The sequence below is a fragment of the Streptomyces sp. NPDC048370 genome, assembly GCF_043200825.1.
Classification (GTDB): domain Bacteria; phylum Actinomycetota; class Actinomycetes; order Streptomycetales; family Streptomycetaceae; genus Streptomyces.
Window position 1 is genome coordinate 718,421 of sequence record NZ_JBICYI010000003.1, and the last position, 17,744, is coordinate 736,164.

General features: G+C 71.8%; 14 protein-coding genes. 3 read left to right on the plus strand and 11 right to left on the minus strand.

Translation table 11 applies throughout. The annotated features are described in order from the left end of the window. Positions 1-190: 190 nt before the first annotated feature. Genes ACGFYP_RS10685 through ACGFYP_RS10695 form a run of 3 tightly spaced genes read right to left on the minus strand, consistent with a single transcriptional unit; the run spans position 191 to position 6,578 of the window. The gene (locus ACGFYP_RS10685; RefSeq protein WP_393488976.1) at positions 191-3,079 is read right to left on the minus strand and encodes an NACHT domain-containing protein; all 2,889 of its coding nucleotides are present in this window, start codon (positions 3,077-3,079) and stop codon (positions 191-193) included. A 2-nt stretch (positions 3,080-3,081) separates the two neighbouring features. Then, the gene (locus ACGFYP_RS10690) at positions 3,082-3,414 is read right to left on the minus strand and encodes a trypco2 family protein (RefSeq protein ID WP_393488979.1); all 333 of its coding nucleotides are present in this window, start codon (positions 3,412-3,414) and stop codon (positions 3,082-3,084) included. Positions 3,415-3,452: 38 nt separating this feature from the next. Next, positions 3,453-6,578 carry an NACHT domain-containing protein gene (locus ACGFYP_RS10695; protein WP_393488982.1) on the minus strand — a complete coding sequence of 1,042 codons (3,126 nt, stop codon included), beginning with the start codon at positions 6,576-6,578 and terminating at the stop codon, positions 3,453-3,455. Positions 6,579-7,055: 477 nt separating this feature from the next. On the opposite strand from ACGFYP_RS10695, the gene ACGFYP_RS10700 reads away from it, so the two are divergent. Next, a complete protein-coding gene (locus ACGFYP_RS10700; RefSeq protein ID WP_361970014.1) occupies positions 7,056-7,763 on the plus strand; it encodes a M23 family metallopeptidase in 708 nt (235 codons plus the stop codon). 22 nt (positions 7,764-7,785) lie between these two features. Here ACGFYP_RS10700 and ACGFYP_RS10705 read toward each other — a convergent pair whose 3' ends face one another. After that, positions 7,786-8,343: a helix-turn-helix domain-containing protein gene (locus ACGFYP_RS10705; protein ID WP_361970012.1), complete on the minus strand. Its 558-nt coding sequence runs from the start codon at positions 8,341-8,343 to the stop codon at positions 7,786-7,788. A 123-nt stretch (positions 8,344-8,466) separates the two neighbouring features. On the opposite strand from ACGFYP_RS10705, the gene ACGFYP_RS10710 reads away from it, so the two are divergent. Beyond that, the gene (locus tag ACGFYP_RS10710; RefSeq protein ID WP_393488987.1) at positions 8,467-10,041 is read left to right on the plus strand and encodes an MDR family MFS transporter; all 1,575 of its coding nucleotides are present in this window, start codon (positions 8,467-8,469) and stop codon (positions 10,039-10,041) included. A gap of 153 nt (positions 10,042-10,194) precedes the next feature. On the opposite strand, the gene cseC is transcribed toward ACGFYP_RS10710, so the two are convergent. From cseC to ACGFYP_RS10740, 6 genes are all read right to left on the minus strand, one after another. Next, positions 10,195-11,538, minus strand: coding sequence for a two-component system sensor histidine kinase CseC (gene cseC, locus ACGFYP_RS10715; protein ID WP_393488990.1), 1,344 nt, complete (start codon positions 11,536-11,538; stop codon positions 10,195-10,197). Positions 11,539-11,570: 32 nt separating this feature from the next. Beyond that, positions 11,571-12,275, minus strand: coding sequence for a two-component system response regulator CseB (cseB, locus tag ACGFYP_RS10720; protein ID WP_393488994.1), 705 nt, complete (start codon positions 12,273-12,275; stop codon positions 11,571-11,573). 28 nt (positions 12,276-12,303) lie between these two features. Then, positions 12,304-13,008 (minus strand): hypothetical protein, encoded by a 705-nt coding sequence (locus tag ACGFYP_RS10725; RefSeq protein WP_393488999.1) that lies wholly within the window; start codon positions 13,006-13,008, stop codon positions 12,304-12,306. Beyond that, a complete protein-coding gene (locus tag ACGFYP_RS10730; RefSeq protein ID WP_361969998.1) occupies positions 12,996-13,559 on the minus strand; it encodes a SigE family RNA polymerase sigma factor in 564 nt (187 codons plus the stop codon). Before ACGFYP_RS10730 ends, ACGFYP_RS10725 begins: the two co-directional genes overlap by 13 nt. A gap of 221 nt (positions 13,560-13,780) precedes the next feature. Beyond that, a complete protein-coding gene (locus ACGFYP_RS10735; protein ID WP_393489004.1) occupies positions 13,781-14,776 on the minus strand; it encodes an A/G-specific adenine glycosylase in 996 nt (331 codons plus the stop codon). A 33-nt stretch (positions 14,777-14,809) separates the two neighbouring features. Continuing rightward, complete coding sequence (locus ACGFYP_RS10740; RefSeq protein WP_393489009.1) at positions 14,810-15,463, minus strand: phosphatase PAP2 family protein; 654 nt, start codon at positions 15,461-15,463, stop codon at positions 14,810-14,812. Positions 15,464-15,622: 159 nt separating this feature from the next. On the opposite strand from ACGFYP_RS10740, the gene ACGFYP_RS10745 reads away from it, so the two are divergent. Continuing rightward, complete coding sequence (locus tag ACGFYP_RS10745) at positions 15,623-16,462, plus strand: hypothetical protein (protein ID WP_393489011.1); 840 nt, start codon at positions 15,623-15,625, stop codon at positions 16,460-16,462. A gap of 95 nt (positions 16,463-16,557) precedes the next feature. Here ACGFYP_RS10745 and disA read toward each other — a convergent pair whose 3' ends face one another. Further along, positions 16,558-17,616 carry a DNA integrity scanning diadenylate cyclase DisA gene (gene disA, locus ACGFYP_RS10750; protein ID WP_361970025.1) on the minus strand — a complete coding sequence of 353 codons (1,059 nt, stop codon included), beginning with the start codon at positions 17,614-17,616 and terminating at the stop codon, positions 16,558-16,560. Between the last annotated feature and the right edge of the window lie 128 nt (positions 17,617-17,744).

Consider the following 17,744-nt stretch of genomic DNA (forward strand, 5'->3'; position numbering starts at 1 on the left):
GGGTGCCGGGGCGCGGCGAGGTCTGCGTGGTGGTGGCGGTGGGGGGGGGGCCCCCCCCACCAGCCCCCCACCAACACCCCCCCCCCCCCCCCGCCGCCCCCCCGGCCCCCCCCCCCCCCCCCCCCCCCCCCCCCCCCCCCCCCCTTTCGCGTCGAGGATTCAGTTCGGGGGATCAGATCAAGGAGTCAGATCAAGGAATCAGAGTGAGGCGCTCGCCGAAGGGGGCACGGCCGAGGACCTGCCGCTTGGCGAGGCCCTCGATCTTCACCTCGAGGTCGGTCAGGGAGTGCAGCGGGGCCAGGTTCAGCCCAGTCCCGTCCAGGAGGGGCCGCAGCGTGAGGTGGCGCAGGAGCGGCAGCCCGGCGATCACCTTCAGCTCGGCGGCGCCCAGCGGCACGCCGTCGAGCAGCAGGGTGTGCACTCGGTCGAGACCCTCCAGGGCCGTGAGGTCCGTCAGCCCCGCGCACCGTTGCACCGCCAGGGCGTCGAGGGCGGTCGCGAAGGGCGTGAGCAGCGAGAGATCCGTCAGCCGAGGGTTGTCGGCGACGGTGAGCCCGCGCAGGGCGTGACCACGGAGAGCGGCCGTCAGCTCCTCCGGGGCGAAGTCGCCCTGGAGGATCAGGTCGGACGCGTGCGGCAGCAGCGGGATCTGCGCCAGCTGGTCCCGGCCCGTGACGAAGAGACCGATCATGTCGAGTGGGATACGGGCCAGGACCTCGCGGGCGTACGCCTCCGCCGGGAAGTTCGACCAGTTGATGGAGAGGCGGAAGGCGTGCCTGCGGTGGGCGTAGGCGCGGACGTAGGGGAGCGCCTCCGCGCCGCCGATCTCGCAGATCAGAGCGAGTGCGTCGGCGTCCCGCGCATCCGGCCCGGGGTCGGGCAGCAGCGGCAGGACGAAGCCCCCCAGCCGAGCCACCGCCTCCAGCTGGTCCCGGCTCAGGGGAGGCAGGACCGAGACGATCGCCTTCCGCACGCGCGCGTGGAGCCCCTCCGAGAGCCAGGCCGCGTGCTGGGCGCACAGGGCCGCCAGGACGTACAGGGTCGTCTTCAGGTCCTTGTCCCGGCTCCCCGAGCCGGCCGCAAGCAGGCCCTCCACCAGGACGGGCAGGTCACGGCGCGAGCAGTGGCCGGCCGCGAGGAGCAGGACGTCGTGCCACTGCTGCTCGCGCGCGTGGCGCAGCAGCTCCGGTACGAGGTCGTCCTCGACGAACTCCTTGGCCGCCAGGAAGTCCTGGAACGTGCGGTGGGCGAACTGGAAGACGGAGTCGGTCCGTTCGTGCAGGAGGCCGGTGCGGTTGAGGAGGTGCGTGAGGATCTCCTCGGGCGTGCCCTGGGCCGCGACGCGGGGCATCCCCGGCAGCGTCCGGTTCAGCTGGTGCAGCGCCTGCTCCCGGGTGAACTCCGTCTGCCCGCCCCGGACGAGCCAGGCCGCGAGGCGTTGGAGGAGCTGCTGGTGCTCCTCCACCGACATCCGGATGCCGTCGGGGGCGTCGATCCGGCGCCGGTCGTCGCGGCTTCCGAGGAGGAGGCGCAGTGCGGAGTCGTAGAGCGCCCAGCGGGTCTCGGGCAGGAAGCCCTCCCGTAACCGGTGGAGGGCGCAGATGACCGCGCACAGCAGGGGCGTACGGGCCAGGTCGGCCAGGGTCGGGTTGTGGCGGAACTGCTGGAGCAGGTCGCGTTCGAGGGCGTCGACGGGCTCGTCGTCGGCGTCGAGCCGTGCGGCGTCGTGCCAGGCGGTGACGAAGGCCTGGATGTCCTGGTCCCGCAGGGGGAGCAGGGTGAGTTCCTCGAAGTCCTCCGCGTCGAGCCAGTCCGCCTCGACGGCGAGGGGCCGTACGGTCGCCACGCAGCGGGTACGGGGGTAGCGGGCGAGGAGCCCCGAGAGCCAGGCGCGTACGTCCTCGCGGTCCCCGTGGGGCACCTCGTCGAGACCGTCGACGAGCAGCAGCGCCCGGCCCTCCGCCAGGACGCGGCCGGCCCAGCCGTCGGGCGCGGAGTCGACCATCAGGCCTGCGGCGCCGGGGAGTTCGGCGGGGGAGGGGAAGCCGGTGCCGCGGGCGCGCAGCGCCCTGAGGGGGACGACGAACGGCACGAGGCCGTTCAGCTCGGAGAGTTGCGGGCCGAGGGTCCCCGCGGCCGCGTGGGCGGCGAGCCACCAGACCAGGGTGGTCTTCCCCGCGCCCGCGTCGCCGCGGAGGAGGACGCGGGGGCGGGTGCCGAGGAGGTCGGCGATCCGCTGGGGGACGGGTGCGGCGGAGGCATCACGGGGGGTGGCCTCCAGGGACAGGTAGGCGGTGTCCAGGTCCCATTCGGCGGCCCGGCGGCCGAGTTCGTCGAGGCCGAAGATCCGGGTGCGGCGGTAGGCGGTGGCGACGGCCTCTCCGTACTCGTGCTCGTACGGCGCGTCGGTCGAGGTGTGGTGGGTGAGGGCGACGAGCGAGGGGAAGCCGTGGCCGGTGGCCTGGGTGTAGGCGACGAGGAAGTCGGCGTCGGCGGCGAGGGCGCTCACCGGGACGCACTCGACGCGCCGGTGCCCACGGCCCCTCGGCACCTCCCGCACGATCCCGAGCAGTTCGGCGTCGGCGAAGACCGGCCCGCCCGAGAGCCCGGCGAGCGGCGAACCTCCGTCGCCGGGCTCGGTGGCCGGGGGCGCGTCGAGCTCGACGACCATCGTGCGGCGGATGAGCCCCGCGAGGGGGAGCAGGGTGCCCCGGTACTGGTCGCTCTCCAGCTTGCGGCCGCCCTCGTACCGCTGGACCCGCGGAAACCCGAGGATCTCGCAGCCGGGCACGGGCCGGTCGGTGGCCAGCCGGCCGATCGCGGTGCGGTAGCCACGCGTACCGGTCAGGCTCTCCCGGGCCTGCAGGAGCGCCGCGTCGAGCCGCTGGTCCGACCAGACCACCTGGCACAGGACGGACGTGCTCCGGCCGGGTAAGGACACCCAGGCAGAGTGGGCGTCGCGCAGCACATGGGCGCTGGTGAGAACGGTCTCGGTGGTGAGCAGGACGCCGCTGCCCTGGGTGCCGTGCGGCTCGGAACGGACGACGACGGCGGCCCGCAAGGTGGGACGGGAGTCCATGGTCATCGATCCGCGGGACCCGTGCCGAAGTCGGAGGTGTCACCGGCGTCGTCGTTGCCGACGAGCCAGGGCCCGCTGGTGGCGGCGTTGCGCGGCTTGAGGGTGCAGGAGACGCGGTGCGTCTCGCCCCGCGTCCGTGAGGCATCGGCCCCGGCCTCGACGACCCAGGCCTTGACCTTGGCGCCGCCCTTCACCTCCTTGCGGAGCTCGATCGTGAACTCCATCTCGATGTCCCCCACTTCGAAGGCAACGGGCTTCCCCGTGGCACGGCCGGCGGCCTCGATCAGCTGATCGCGTACGGACTCGATGGCGTCGGCGAGCTCTATGTCGGTCATGATCGAGAACGTACCGGGGGTGGGCGGGGGCGGTCAGGTCATGTGACGATCCGGACAGCGGGCGGGAGGTGTTCGGTGCCGGTGACCTCGGCGTCGGCGATGAGCACGGATTCGAGTTCGTCCAGACTCGCGAGAGGGGCGAGGTCGTAGGCACGGACGCGGCCGCGTGCGGTGAGGTACAGCGTGCGCAGACCGGGAAAGGACCGGGCGATCGGCTCGAACAGCTCCTCGATCCGCTCGCCGGTCACGTCCAGCTCTCGCACGTTGGGGAGGCGGATCGTGTCGGGGCAGCTCAGAAGCGTGTCATCGTCCACGAAGAAGCTCTGCAGATGAGGCAGCGCGCAGACGCCGAGCCATTCCTCCTCGCTCAGGGTGCCGACCCCGCCGAGGCTGAGCACCTCCAGGAGTGCGAGGGAGCGCAAGGAGCCGAGCCCCGCCCGGGGGCGGGACCTCAGACGAAGGTAGAGCAGCGCGTTCTCGGCGGGCATGGATTCCAGCGCCCATGGCACCTCCTCCGCCAACGCCAGGGTCGCCGTCCTCGCGAGGAGCGGCACCAGAGCGTTCATCCCGAAGTCGGTGACGCCCGGGCGGATGTCGACGGAGATGGGCCGCAGATTCAGGCGCACAAGCTCGGTGGCCTGATGGTCGGAGCGGACCACGTAGTTGAGCTCGTCCGGATCCAGGTTCGCGATGATCTCCTCGGCATACGTGGTGGTGTCGAACCGGGACCATCCCCACATCAGCTGGGACCTGACGACCAGTTCGGGGTGCCTGGTGAACCGTCGGAGGTACGGCAGCGCGGCGTCGTCCGCGATGTGGGTCGCCGTCGTCACGACGCTGAGCGCCGCCTCGACATCCAGGCCCTCTGGGTCCGGCAGGAGCTCCACTACCGCCCGGCCCACCGACGCCAGCTCCCGTGCCTCCTCCGGCCCGGACGGCGGGATCACGGTCGCCGTCCGGTCCAGGATCCGTGCCCTGACCTCCGGTGCAACCTCCGTCGCGTGATCGAGGGCCGTCGCCGCCACCACCAGGATCCGCAGCTGCCTACGACGGTCCGGTTCCGCGTCGACCGCGCGCAGCAACTCCTCGCAGATCTCCGCGCATTCGCGCGGGCGCGCGTGGCCGACGGCCATGCGGATGACGTCCTCCCACTGGTCGTCGGCCGCGTGCTGAACCAGGACGCCGATGTCCCAGCGGTCCACGAGGGCCTTCGCCGCGAGGTAGTCCTGGAAGGTGCGGTGGACGAAGTCGACGGTCTCCTCGGTCGGTTCGCGCAGGAGGCCGCTGCGGTGGAGCAGGTGGGTGAAGACCGCCCCCGGGTCGTACCCGGCGGCCTCGGTGATGGCCGGCACCGCCTCCCGTACGACCGACTCCGCGTGCGAACGGTCCATCGTCGTGCGGCCGTTGAGCGTCAGCCAGTAGGCGATCCGCTGAATCAACTGGATCTGCGGGGCCTCGCCCAACTCGATCCCGTACGGCGTGCCCATGTCCCGTTCGCGGTCCCGGCGGGTGAGGAGCATCGAGAGGGCGGCGTCGTAGAGCGCCTTCCGGCCGCGCGGCAGAAAACCCCGGCGGTTGCGGTGCAGGGCGCAGATCAGGCCGCACATGAGGGGGTTGGTGGCGAGCTGGGCGACCTCGGAGGTGGTCCGCAGGGCGTCGAGGAGGGGCTGTTCGTACGGTGCCGCTTCCGGCCCGGCCGCCTGGTGCCAGCGGCGTACGAAGGTGGTGACCTCGGCGGTCGACATCGGGGCGAGGGTGAGTTCGGCGAAGCCGTCGGAGGTCAGCCAGTCGTCGCGTACTGCGGTGGGGCGGGAGGTGACGAGCCAGCGGTTTCCGTCGTAAGTGGCGAGGAGGTCGCGGAGCCAGCGGCGGGCGCGCTCCCGCTCGGCCTCGGGGATCTCGTCGATGCCGTCGACGAGGACCAGGCCGCGCCCGGCGGCGAGGACCCGGTCGGCCCAGCCCTCGGGCGGGGAGAGGGGGCAGTCGACGGCGGCGAGGAAGCGGTCCGGGGTGGGGAGCCGCTCGCCGTGGCGCGTGAGGGTACGGAGGGGGAGGACGAAGGGGATCCGGTCGCGGAGGTACGCCATGTCGTCCGCGAGGTCCTCGCGGGTGGCCGAGACGGCCAGCCACTGGACGAGCGTCGTCTTCCCGGAACCGGCGAGGCCGCGCAGCAGGACCTTGTCCTGCTGGGCGAGGGCCTGGTCGGCGCGGCCTCCCAGGCTCCTGGCGCGGAACATGCGTTCGGTCTCCGCCAAGAAGGTGTCGCGCTGATCGGGCGTGATCGTGACGCTCCCGTGGACGTCGTCATCCGGGAAGCGTGTCCGGAACTCGTCGGCAGACTCCAGCGCTGTCAGGTGAAAGCGACGATAGGCCTCATCGGAGATGCCGGGGCCCAGGAAGCGGGCCCATGCCCCGTTGTTCCCCTCCTCCGCCGACCACGGGCTCAGTCCCGACCCCGTCGCCTCCAGCGACAGATACGCCACGTCCAGCGGCCACTTCTCCGGAGCGCCCTCCAGATCCACCCCGTAGATCTGAAGGCTCCCGTGCTTCCTCGCCACGTGCGCCAGGTACCGCCGCTCGAACTCCGCGTCCCGCGCGTCCACCCGGGGCGTGCGCCGGATGACCTCGTCGACCTTGGCGTTCAGCTCGGACTGCCCGCGGGTCTGCTCGACCAGCGTCCGGGCCACGAAGGTGGAGCGTTGGGTGAAGAACTCCAGGATGTGGACGCAGGCCCACTCGGTGAGCGAGCGGAGGAAGTGGACGGAGTCCGTCGACAGACCGTCCGGGGCCGGGGCGGCCGCGCGCAGGCGCCGGGCAAGGGCCGTGGGGCCGAGGTGGACGGCCTGGACGTCGTCCATGTCGAGGTCGCCGAGGGCGAGCAGGGTGGCGGCCAGGGTGTAGGTGAGCGCCTCCGTCTCGTCGGCGGGGAACGGCGGCTCGCCCGGGCCCGCCACGGCGCGCTCGACGAGGGTGGCGGCGAGCTTGCGGACGTCCTTCTCGGTCAGGGTGCGCTTCTCGCCCCGGAAGGAGACGAGCCCCGAGAGCCGGATGCGCTTGGCCGCGCCCGGCAGGCCGGCCCCCGGACCATCGCTGACCAGCAGTTTCTTCAGGAGCGGGGCCATCGCCGACGAGGCGAGGCGCGTGCCGATGACTGACGGATCCATTGGTGTCCCCCCTTGGTGCCCGACTGCGTCAGCGTAGTCCCGGACGTGATCCACAGGGCCTCGGTTGCGTGACCCAGGTCCCATTCGCGGGGGCGGCGCCGTGACAAGGCGCACAGGCGTTTCGAGGGGTACTAACCGGAATAGTGCTGGCGTTTGGGGCTCATTCGGGACGTTCAGGACTCCGGGCGCGGGACTTTGGTCCCGAGAGGGGGCGAACCGTGCGGGAAGTGGCCTGATGGCCCGTTTCGGGCGGGGGCGACGTGCGGATAAACCGCTTCTCTTGTGTCGGTATGTCCGATTTCGAAGATGGCCCCACGGGGTCGTCAAGGGCTGAACATCCCCCCGCGCTGCTACGACGCAATGTCGTAGATGGGGTGTTTTACGCCGGATGGGGGTCCGGGTTACCAAGGATGAGCAACAGCCCGCCCGGCGCACCGCTCGCGTCGGGTCCCGTTCTGTCCGGAGGTTTTCCCCCGTATGTCGAAGCGCGTTATGAACCCCGCCGCCCGAGTCACCGCCGTCGCTCTCGCCACCGCGGGTCTGGGAGTGTCGCTGGTGGCCGGAGCAGGGTCCGCCTTCGCCGCCGAGGGCAAGGCCACCATCGCGACTGCCGCGACCGGTGCGTCCGCTGCCGTCGCCGCGCAGGCCGATGCCCAGGCTCAGGTCGCCACCGCCAAGCTGGCCGCCGCCCAGAAGGCCGCCGCCGCGAAGAAGGCGGCCGTCGCCAAGACCGTCAAGGTCACCCCGGTCGCCGCCAAGAAGGCCCCCTCCTGGGTCAAGCCGGTCAGCTCCTACACGCTGACCGCCAGCTACAACCAGGGCGGCGCCATGTGGGCCCACAAGCACTCCGGCCAGGACTTCGCCGTCCCGGTCGGCACCACCGTCAAGGCCGCCGGCGCCGGCACCGTCGTGAAGGCCGGCCCGAACGGCGGCGGCGACGGCCCCGCGTACGGCAACGCCATCGTCGTCAAGCACGCCAACGGCAAGTACTCGCAGTACGCGCACCTGTCGAAGATCAACGTGCACGTCGGCCAGAAGGTCGGCGCCGGCCAGAAGATCGCCCTGTCCGGCAACACCGGCAACTCTTCCGGCCCGCACCTGCACTTCGAGATCCGTACGACCCCGAACTACGGCTCCGCCCTCAACCCGGCCGCGTTCCTGCGCTCGGTGGGCGTCACCATCTGACCGTAGAAAAAGCGACAAACCGCTACGGCGCGTGATGCGCCTGGCTCAGCAGATCGAGGGCGACCTCGAGGACGGCTTCGTGCTTCTCCTCGGTGTCGCCCTCGACGTTCTGCATGAAGAACGTGCCCGCGTGCAGCGTGAAGATCGCGCTCACGCACCGCACCCGGTCGACCATCGCGAAGTCCGGCTCCTGCACCAGGCCCGTCAGCTCGATCATGCGCTCCTTGAACGTCAGCCCGATGCTCAGCTCCCGCACCGTGGCCTGGTTCTCCTGCATGAAGCGGAAGAGCGGGGCCGCGTCGAGGAGCGCGTGCTGGTAGCGGCGCAGTACCTCCTGGCGGGTCTCCAGCGTGCGCGGCTGCGTCCGTGCCCACTCGATCAGCTCGTCCATGGGGCGGGTGAGGTCCTGGAAGAGCCCGATGAGGATGTCTTCCTTGGTCTTGAAGTGGTAGTACAGCGCCGCCTTCGTGACGTCGAGCCGCTCGGCGATCTCGCGCAGCGAGGTCTTCTCGTACCCCTGCTCGGCGAAGAGTTCGAGAGCCACGTCCTGGATGCGCTGGCGGGTGTTGCCTCTGGCCATGGTCTGCTCGCTCCCACACGCTCTTACTTACTTGACGCCCGGCTAGTTACGCGTCTACCTTCCCAGTGTAATAACTAGCCGGTCGGCAAGTAAGCACCCAGGTGGGTGCCGGGAGCAGGGGACATGACCACCACAGCAGAACCCACCTCGGCCGAGGGGGCGGAGCAGCCGCGCAGTGTCCGCGTCGTCCTCCTCGCCCTGATGATCGCGATGTTGCTCGCGATGCTCGACAACATGATCATCGGCACCGCGATGCCCACGATCGTCGGCGAGCTCGGTGGCCTGGCCCACCTCTCCTGGGTCGTCACCGCCTACACCCTGGCCACCGCCGCCTCCACCCCCATCTGGGGCAAGCTCGGCGACATGTTCGGCCGCAAGGGCGTCTTCCTCACCTCGATCGTGATCTTCCTGATCGGCTCGGCGCTCAGCGGCATGGCCCAGGACATGGGGCAGCTCATCGGCTTCCGCGCCGTCCAGGGTCTGGGCGCCGGCGGTCTGATGGTCGGCGTCATGGCGATCATCGGCGACCTGATTCCGCCGCGTGAGCGCGGCAAGTACCAGGGCATGATGGCCGGCGTGATGGCCCTCGCCATGATCGGCGGACCGCTGGTCGGCGGCACCATCACCGACCACTGGGGCTGGCGCTGGTCGTTCTACATCAACCTGCCGCTCGGCGTCGTCGCCCTCGCGATGGTCTCCGCCGTGCTCCACCTGCCGAAGAAGGAGCGCGACCGCTCCACCCGGATCGACTTCCTCGGCGCCGCCCTGCTGACCGTCGGCATCACCGCGATCGTCCTGGTAACCACCTGGGGAGGTACGGAGTACGCCTGGGGCTCCGCGACCATCGTCGGCCTCTCGGTCACCGGTGTCCTCGCGCTCGCCGCGTTCCTCCGGGCCGAGACCCGCGCGGCCGACCCGGTCGTCCCGCTGCACATCTTCCGCAGCCGCAACTTCACCCTCATGTCGGTGATCGGCTTCCTCACCGGCTTCGTGATGTTCGGCGCGGTCCTCTTCCTGCCGCTCTTCCAGCAGTCCGTACAGGGCGCCTCGGCGACCAACTCCGGTCTGCTGCTCCTGCCGATGCTGCTCGCGATGATGGTCGTCTCGCTGATCTCCGGGCGGATCACCACCAACAGCGGGAAGTACAAGATCTTCCCGATCATCGGCACGGCGCTGATGGTGGTCGGCCTGTTCCTGCTCGCGCAGATGGACACCGACACCTCCCGCATCACCTCCGGGATCTACATGGCGGTGCTCGGCGCCGGCATGGGCTTCCTGATGCAGATCACGATGCTCGTCGCGCAGAACAGCGTCGAGATGAAGGACATGGGCGTCGCCTCCTCCGCGACCACCCTCTTCCGTACCCTCGGCTCCTCCTTCGGCGTCGCGATCATGGGCGCGCTCTTCACGAGCCGCGTCCAGGACGAGATGGCGGCGCGCGGCGGCTCGGAGCTGACCCAGCAGTCCGCCCAGCTCGACGCGGCCTCCCTCGCGAAGCTGCCGGAGGCGCTGCGCGAGGCGTACCAACACGCGGTGGCCGCCGGCACGCACTCCGCGTTCCTGGTCGGCGGGGCGATCGCGGTCGTCGGCTTCGTCCTCGCCTTCCTGGTCAAGGAGGTCGCCCTGCGCGGCGCGGGACCCGCGGCGAAGCCGCAGGCGACGGACGGCGAGCAGCCGAAGGTCGCCGAGACGGTCTGAGGACCTCGTCCGTATCTGACGACCTGGTCCGTCTGACGACCTCGTACGTACGGGAGGGCCCCGGCACACCAGATGTGCCGGGGCCCTCCCGCGTACCCGGGGCCCTCCCGCGTACCCGGGGCCCTCCCGCGTACCTCCGCGTGCCCGCGGCCGTCAGTCCGCGAACTTGATCATCGGGAAGCTGCCCGTGTTCGTCGGCGCGTGGTCCGGCAGCCAGAGCACCGCGATCGCGCCCCCCGCCCCCGCCGGAGTGCCCTCGGGAGCGGCGTTGCGGAACGTCAGCCGGGCCCCGAGGACCCGGGCCTGCCCCGCCGCGATCGTCAGGCCGAGCCCGTGCCCCTGCCCCGCGCGGTCGCTCGCCCCGGTACGGAACCGGCTCGGGCCCTCGCGCAGCAGCGCCTCGGGGAAGCCGGGGCCGTGGTCCCGTACGCGTACCACCCGGCCCTCGACCGTGACCTCGACCGGCAGCCGGCGCTCGTCCGCTCCCGCCGGCGGCTTGCCGTGCTTGGCCGCGTTCGCGAGCAGGTTGCCGAGGATCCGTTCCAGGCGCCGGGGGTCCGTGCTCACCCAGGACTCGTGGACCACGTGCACGACCGCCTCGGGGTCGAGGGCTCGCACCCGGCGCTCCACGAACTCCCCGAGCGCGATCTCCTGGAGCTCGGCGCGCTCCGACGCGCTGTCGAGCCGGGCGACCTCCAGGACGTCCTCGACCAGCGTGCGCATGGCCTGCGCCCGGTCCCGTACGAGCTCGGTCGGGCGCCCGGGAGGCAGCAGTTCCGCCGCCGTGAGCAGACCGGTCACCGGGGTGCGCAGCTCGTGCGCGATGTCGGCGGTGACCCGGCGCTCGGCCTCGATCCGCTCGTGCAGCGCGTCGGTCAGGGCGTCCACCGCCCGGGCCAGCTCGTCGGTCTCGTCGCGGACGACCCCGCCGATGGCGTCCCGCACCCGTACGTCCGTGTTGCCCTGCGCGACCCGGCCGGCCGCCGCGGCGGCCTTGCGCAGCCGGCGCGAGAGCTGGCCGCCGATGAGCACACCGAGCGCGCAGCCGCCGAAGACGACGGAGACGGAGCCGATGATCAGCGCACGGTCGAGATCCTTCATGATCGTCGCGCTGCGGTCGGCGAACGGGATGTGCAGGGACAGCACGTCGCCGTTGGCCAGCGGCACGGCCGCCCAGACGTCGGGCGGACCGCCGTGGCTGTGCTCCTGGACGTACGTGCCGCGCCGCTTGTCGCGCATCAGCTGGTCGAGCTGGGGCGGCAGCATCGGGTCGTTGATCTTGGTGCCGAACCGCGGCTCCTTCGGCTTGGAGCTCTCGTACATCCGCTGCGCGAAGAGCAGCCGCTCCATCTGCACCTCGCGCGCGTTGTCGAGCATCGAGACGCGGGCCGAGTTGTGGACGACCAGGCTGAGCGTGACCGCGATGAGCGCGCCCACCGCCGCGATGGCGACGGCGATCTTCCAGCGGACGCCGGTACGGAGGGCGGGCGGCTTCACCTGCTGACCTGCTTCTCACACATCAGGGGTGGTCATCCCTTGAGCTTGTAGCCGAAGCCGCGGACCGTCTCGATCCGGTCCTGGCCGATCTTGGTGCGCAGCCGCTGGACGTGGACGTCCACCACCCGGGTGTCGCCGCCCCAGCCGTACTCCCAGACCCGCTCCAGGAGCTTGTCCCGCGACAGGACCGTGCCCGGCGCGGACGAGAACTCGAGCAGCAGACGCATCTCGGTCGGGGTCAGCCCCACCGTCGCGCCGCCCCTGCGGACCTCCATGCCCTCGGTGTCGACCTCCAGGTCACCGAAGACCAGCAGGCCGCCCTCGGGCCCCTCGTCCTCGCCCGGTTCGCCGGCCGCCGGGCCGCCGGCGTGGCCGAAGCGGCGCAGCACGGCCCGGATCCTGGCCACCAGCACGGAGCCGTCGAAGGGCTTGGTCACGTAGTCGTCGGCACCGGCCTCCAGGCCGAGGACGACGTCGATGGAGTCGGCGCGCGCCGACAGCATGATCACGGGCACGGTCGACTCGTCCCGGATGCGGCGGCAGAGGCTCACGCCGTCCATGCCCGGCAGCATCACGTCGAGCAGCGCGATGTCCGGGCGGTCCGCCCGGAACGCCTCCAGGCCCGACAGGCCGTCGGGCATGGCGGTCACCACGAAGCCGTCCCGCTCCAGCGCCAGCTGGGTGGCCTCGCGGATGACGTCGTCGTCCTCGACGAACAGCACATGGGTCTCGGCCATCGCTCGCCCTCTCACTTCACGTTCTCGTTCAGCTGCCGCTCGGTGCGACCGTCGCGGGGCCGTCGATGCCACCGTCGCCGACCGCGCGGCTGTAGTCGTTGTGCACCCAGTCGTGCTGGGAGAACTTGTTTCCCGCCCAGCGGTACGTGATCACGTCCTCGCCCGAGGGGTAGGCCACCGGGTCGCCCTTGGCGTACACCTGCTTGGTCACGACCAGGTCGCCCCGGTCGATCGTGGCGTACACGGCCGCGTCCTCGACCATGAAGACGTTCTTGTAGCCGTCGCCGTTCTCGCGGTACACGTAGGTGCCGATACCGACGGCGTCACCACAGGTCATCACGTTGACGACGACGTCGGGCGAGGTGCCGCCCGTCATGTTCCCGTACGAGGTGTCCACGGGGTACGCGTCGGCGACACAGGGCTTCAGATCGTCCTTGAGGCGCGACCCGATCTTGGGGTCGCCCTTGATCAGCGCGATCGGGTCGACCCGCTTGGTGGGCATCTGGCTGGACGAGGCGGAAGGCGAGGACGGGGCGGGGGCGGCAGAGGCCACCTCGTCGGCGCGGGCCGCGCCCTCGTCGCGGGAGCCCGTACCGCCGGTGGAGCAGGCGGTCAGGGACACGCCGACGGCGGCGAGCACGGCCACCGCCGTGATGCTCGCCGCCTTGAAGGTCCGGCGCCGCGGGCCGCCGGACCCGTCGTCGCCGTCGATTCTGGCGCCTAGGCCGCGCACCGGTCCTGCCCCCGTTCGTGACGTCGTACGGTCGAACGCTCCAGAGCGCGGGCGTCGTCGACGCCACGGCTCTCCAGTTCCTGGCGCAGTCGGGCCAGTGCGCGGTGGAGCGTGGACTTCACCGTACCCGTCGACATGCCGAGCGCGGCCGCCGTCTCCTCCGTGCTCATCTGTTCCCAGTGCCGCAGGACGACGACGCTGCGCTGCTTCGGGGCGAGCACCTTGAGGATGTCCATGAGCAGCGCGCGGTCGGCGTGCTGCTCGGTGGCGTCGTCGACGGAGGCGTCGGGCAGCTGCTCCGTGGGGACCTCGTCGAGCTTCCGTGCGCGCCACCACTCGGTACGGGTGTTGATCATCACCCGACGGAGGTAGGCGTCGGCGAGCGACTTGTCGGCGATGCCGTCCCAGCGGCCGTACGTACGGACGAGGGCGGTCTGGAGGAGGTCCTGTGCGTCGACCGGGTCCGGCACGAGCCGGCGGGCGCTGCGCAGCAGCGCGTCCTGCCGAGTCCGTACGTACTCCTCGAAGTCGAGCACCTCGCCGTGCGACATACCGACCGCCTCCATCCCCGTGACCAGCTTGTTTGCTTGACGTCGATGACGCTACGGAGCTGTTGTCACGAGCCTGTGCGCCCCAGCCGTCGACGGACGCACGGCTTTCCGTCGGTTGTGTAACAGGGCGCAGGAGTGGGTATAAGGCGGGGCTTTGTGGGGGTGGGGCGCGCGTGAGGGGTCGGGTCCACCCGACGGCGTACGGGTGGACCCCCGCCCGTTCAGGCCTGCGGCAGGCGGTACTCCGCGTTCTCCAAGGGCTCCACGAGGCCGTCCGCGACCAGGCCGTCGAGGGCGCGGGCGCGCTGGACCGGGTCGTCCCAGACCACGTCGAGGGCGGCCTGCGACACCGGCCCCGCCGAGTCCCGCAGGACGGCGAGCAGGCGGCCCCGCACCTGGCGGTCCGTGCCCGCGTACGTCTGGCCGCGCCGGGGCGGCCCGTCGTGGGCCGGCTTCCCGGCCAGCCGCCAGACACACCGGTCGGCGATCGGGCACCGCGCGCAGTCCTCGTTCTTCGCCGTGCACACCAGCGCGCCCAGCTCCATCGAGGCCGCCGCCCAGCGCGCCGCCGTCCCCTCGTCCTGCGGAAGCAGCTCCCGCGCGAGCCTGCGCTCGGCGGCGGTCGTGGCGTTCGGCGGGTACTGCACGCCCGTCGCCGCCCGGGCGAACACCCGGCGGACGTTCGTGTCGAGGACCGGATACCGCTGCCCGTACGCGAACGAGGCCACCGCGGCCGCCGTGTACTCGCCGATCCCGGGCAGCGCGAGCAGCGCCGCGTGCTCGCTCGGCACATCGCCGCCGTGCCGCTCCGTTATGGCCACCGCCGCCGCGTGCAGCCGGAGCGCGCGCCGCGGGTAGCCGAGCCGGCCCCAGGCGCGGACGGCCTCGCCGGGCGCGTCGGCGGCCAGGTCGGCCGGGCGCGGCCAGCGCGCCAGCCACTGCTCGTACACCGGCAGGACCCGTACGACCGGGGTCTGCTGGAGCATGAACTCGCTGACCATCACGCCCCACGCCCCCGCCTCGGGGCGCCGCCAGGGCAGGTCACGGGCGTGCCGGTCGAACCAGGCGAGGACGGGCCCGTGCAGGGCGGCGGGTGCCGCGACGGCCGGGGCTTCGAACGCCGAGGAAGCGGCCGAGGAGGCGGCCGGGGAAGCGGCGGAGGCAACGGCGGAGGCCCCGGCGGAGGAAACGGAGGAAGAGGCATCGGTGGAAGTCATCGCACCCCCGATCCTGGCACGTCCGACGCCCGTTCAGTACGCGCCGTGGCGCACGCCCCCGGGGCGCGTGGAGGCGTGCGGGCGCGGCCCACGCCCCGCGCACCACACCACGGCGCCGTTCCGGCTCGACCGCGCCGTCTCCACCAGCGCCCGGACCGGCCGGTTCGCCCCCTTCACGACCAGGAAGGCGACGGCCCCGCCGAGCAGCAGTCCGACGACCACGTCGTGCGGGTAGTGGACGCCGACGAAGACCCGGGAGAACGCCATGAGCAGCGCCATCGGCACGGTCAGCCACACCATCCCGCGCCAGGACAGCGCGAGCGCCACCGCGGCCGCACCCGCGATCGCCGCGTGGTTGCTGGGGAAGGACCAGTCGCCTGTCGGCGGGCACGGTACGAGCGAGGCGGGCGCCCCGGCGACCGCCCGGCACGGACGCTCCTCGTCCATCACCGACTTGAGCGCCTCGCTCACCACGTAGCCGAAGGCGGTCGCGAGCGGGGCCAGCAGCGCGAGCGCCATCGTGCCGCTCGCCGCCGACCTGGCCCGCCACCAGCCGGCCAGGAACAGCACGCCGAAGAGCAGCAGTCCGGCCTCCGTCCACACCTCGGCGAGCAGCTGCAGCCAGTGCGGGGCGGAGTGGGCGAAGTCGGCGACATCGAGATAGAGATCGTCAGGGAGGGTGTCCATGGCGGGCGACGCTATGCGGCGGTCGACGCCCCGCACCCGGGCCGAAGGACCACGACCACCCCCTACGAAAGTGGGGTGGGTGTGATCATCGGCAAAACTTGATGCCTGGGGCGGCGGGTGGGGCGGGAGTTGGAGCCGATCTCTCGTAAGGTTCGTGGCGTGGGATCACTGCGCAATCCGGTCGGGCCGCTTCCCTCCTCCATCTACTGGCGACGGAGGGCGGTCGCGCTGTGCCTGATCGCCCTCACGGCGCTCGTCGCCCTCTGGGTCGTCACCTCCGACGGCGGCGGCGGGAAGAAGGCCGACGACGCGGCCAACGGCTCTTCTCCTGCGCCTTCGATCACCCCCGGGCCCTCCGGTTCCGGTCCCGCGATCAGTCAACAGCCGGGCGGCCGGGACGAGTCGAGCGACTCCGGCGAGAACGCCGGTGGCGACGGCGGTGACGGCGACAGAGGCGGTACGGACGCGGGTACGGGTGCGAGTGCCGGTACGGACGCGGGCGCCGAGGGCGGCGGCAAGAACGGCGACACGGACGGCGCGGGCGGCGACGGCGGCGCGGGCGCGGGCGCGGGCCAGCAGGTTCCGGCCAATTCTCCGCTGCCGAACTGCGCTCCCGGAGCACTGCAGTTGACCCTGCGCAGCGCCAAGGTCTCGTACGCGCCGGGTGAGAAGCCGCGCTTCCAGCTGGTCGCCAAGAACACCTCGGCCACCGAGTGCAAGGCCGATTTCGGTCCCAAGCACGCGGTCCTGACGATCAGTGACAACCAGGACGACGAGGTCTGGTCCTCGCAGGACTGCCCGCGCCAGGCCGCCCCCGTCCTGCTCCGGATCCCGGCGGGTTCGACGATCACGCACACCGTGGAGTGGGACCGCGCCCGCAGCGCCCCGCAGTGCGCCACGGCCCCGGCGGGCCCGGTGGCGCCGGGGACGTACCTGGTGGAGGCGGCCGTGCCGGGCGTGAAGGTGTCTCCGGCCCCGTTCGCGCTGGCCAAGGACTGAGGCCCGCCGGAACCGGCAGTACGCGGAAGGGGCGGTACGGGATTCCCGTACCGCCCCTTCTCGCGTGGCGCAAAGGCCCTTGGACGTACCGCTTCCTAGACGTACCGCTCCAGGATCGAGGACTCCGCGAGCCGGGAGAGGCCCTCGCGGACGCTGCGCGCCCGGGCCTCGCCGACGCCGTCGACGGTCTGGAGGTCGTCCACGCTGGCCGCGAGCAGCTTCTGCAGCCCGCCGAAGTGCTCCACGAGCCGCTCGATGATCGCGCCGGGCAGCCGCGGGACCTTGGCGAGGAGCCGGTAGCCGCGCGGGGAGACCGCGGAGTCGAGAGTCTCGGGGGAGCCGCTGTAGCCCAGGGCCCGCGCCACGATGGGCAGTTCGAGCAGCTCGGCGTGGGTGAGCGCGTCGAGCTCGGTGAGCGCCTCCGCGACCGTGCGCGAGCGCTTGGCCGTGGGCTCCGGTACGTAGTCCCGGACGACGAGCTCACGCTCGGGCTCCACGCCCGCGATCAACTCGTCCAGCTGGAGCGAGAGAAGCCGGCCGTCGGTGCCGAGCTCGACGACGTACTCGGCGATCTCGGTGGCGATCCGGCGGACCATCTCCAGTCGCTGGGCGACGGCGGTGACGTCCCGGACGGTCACCAGGTCCTCGATCTCGAGGGCGGAGAGCGTGCCGGCGACCTCGTCGAGACGGAGCTTGTACCGCTCCAGGGTCGCGAGCGCCTGGTTGGCCCGGGAGAGGATCGCGGCGGACTCCTCCAGGACGCGGCGCTCGCCGTTCACGTAGATGGCGATGAGCCGCATCGACTGGGAGACGGAGACCACCGGGAAGTTGCACTGCTTGGAGACCCGGTCCGCCGTGCGGTGGCGGGTGCCGGTCTCCTCGGTGTGGATGGAGGCGTCCGGCACCAGCTGGACACCTGCCCGGTGGATCTTGGAGATGTCCTTGTCGAGGACGAGCCCGCCGTCGAGCTTGCACAGCTCGCGCAGCCGGGTCGCCGTGAACTCCACGTCGAGCACGAAGCCGCCGGTGCACATCGAGTCCACCGTCTTGTCCATGCCGAGCACGATCAGACCACCGGTGTTGCCCCGCAGAACGCGCTCGAGACCGTCGCGCAGAGCGGTGCCGGGAGCGACCGCGCTGAGGGCCGCGCGCATCAGCGCTTCGTTCCCGTCCTTGGCTGCCACTGCTCTCCTCCGGCTCGTACGGATGGGCGAGACCAGGGCAAAGTCTAGCGACACCGGCCCGCGCCCCTCTGCCGCACGCCGGAGCGCCCCAAGAACCG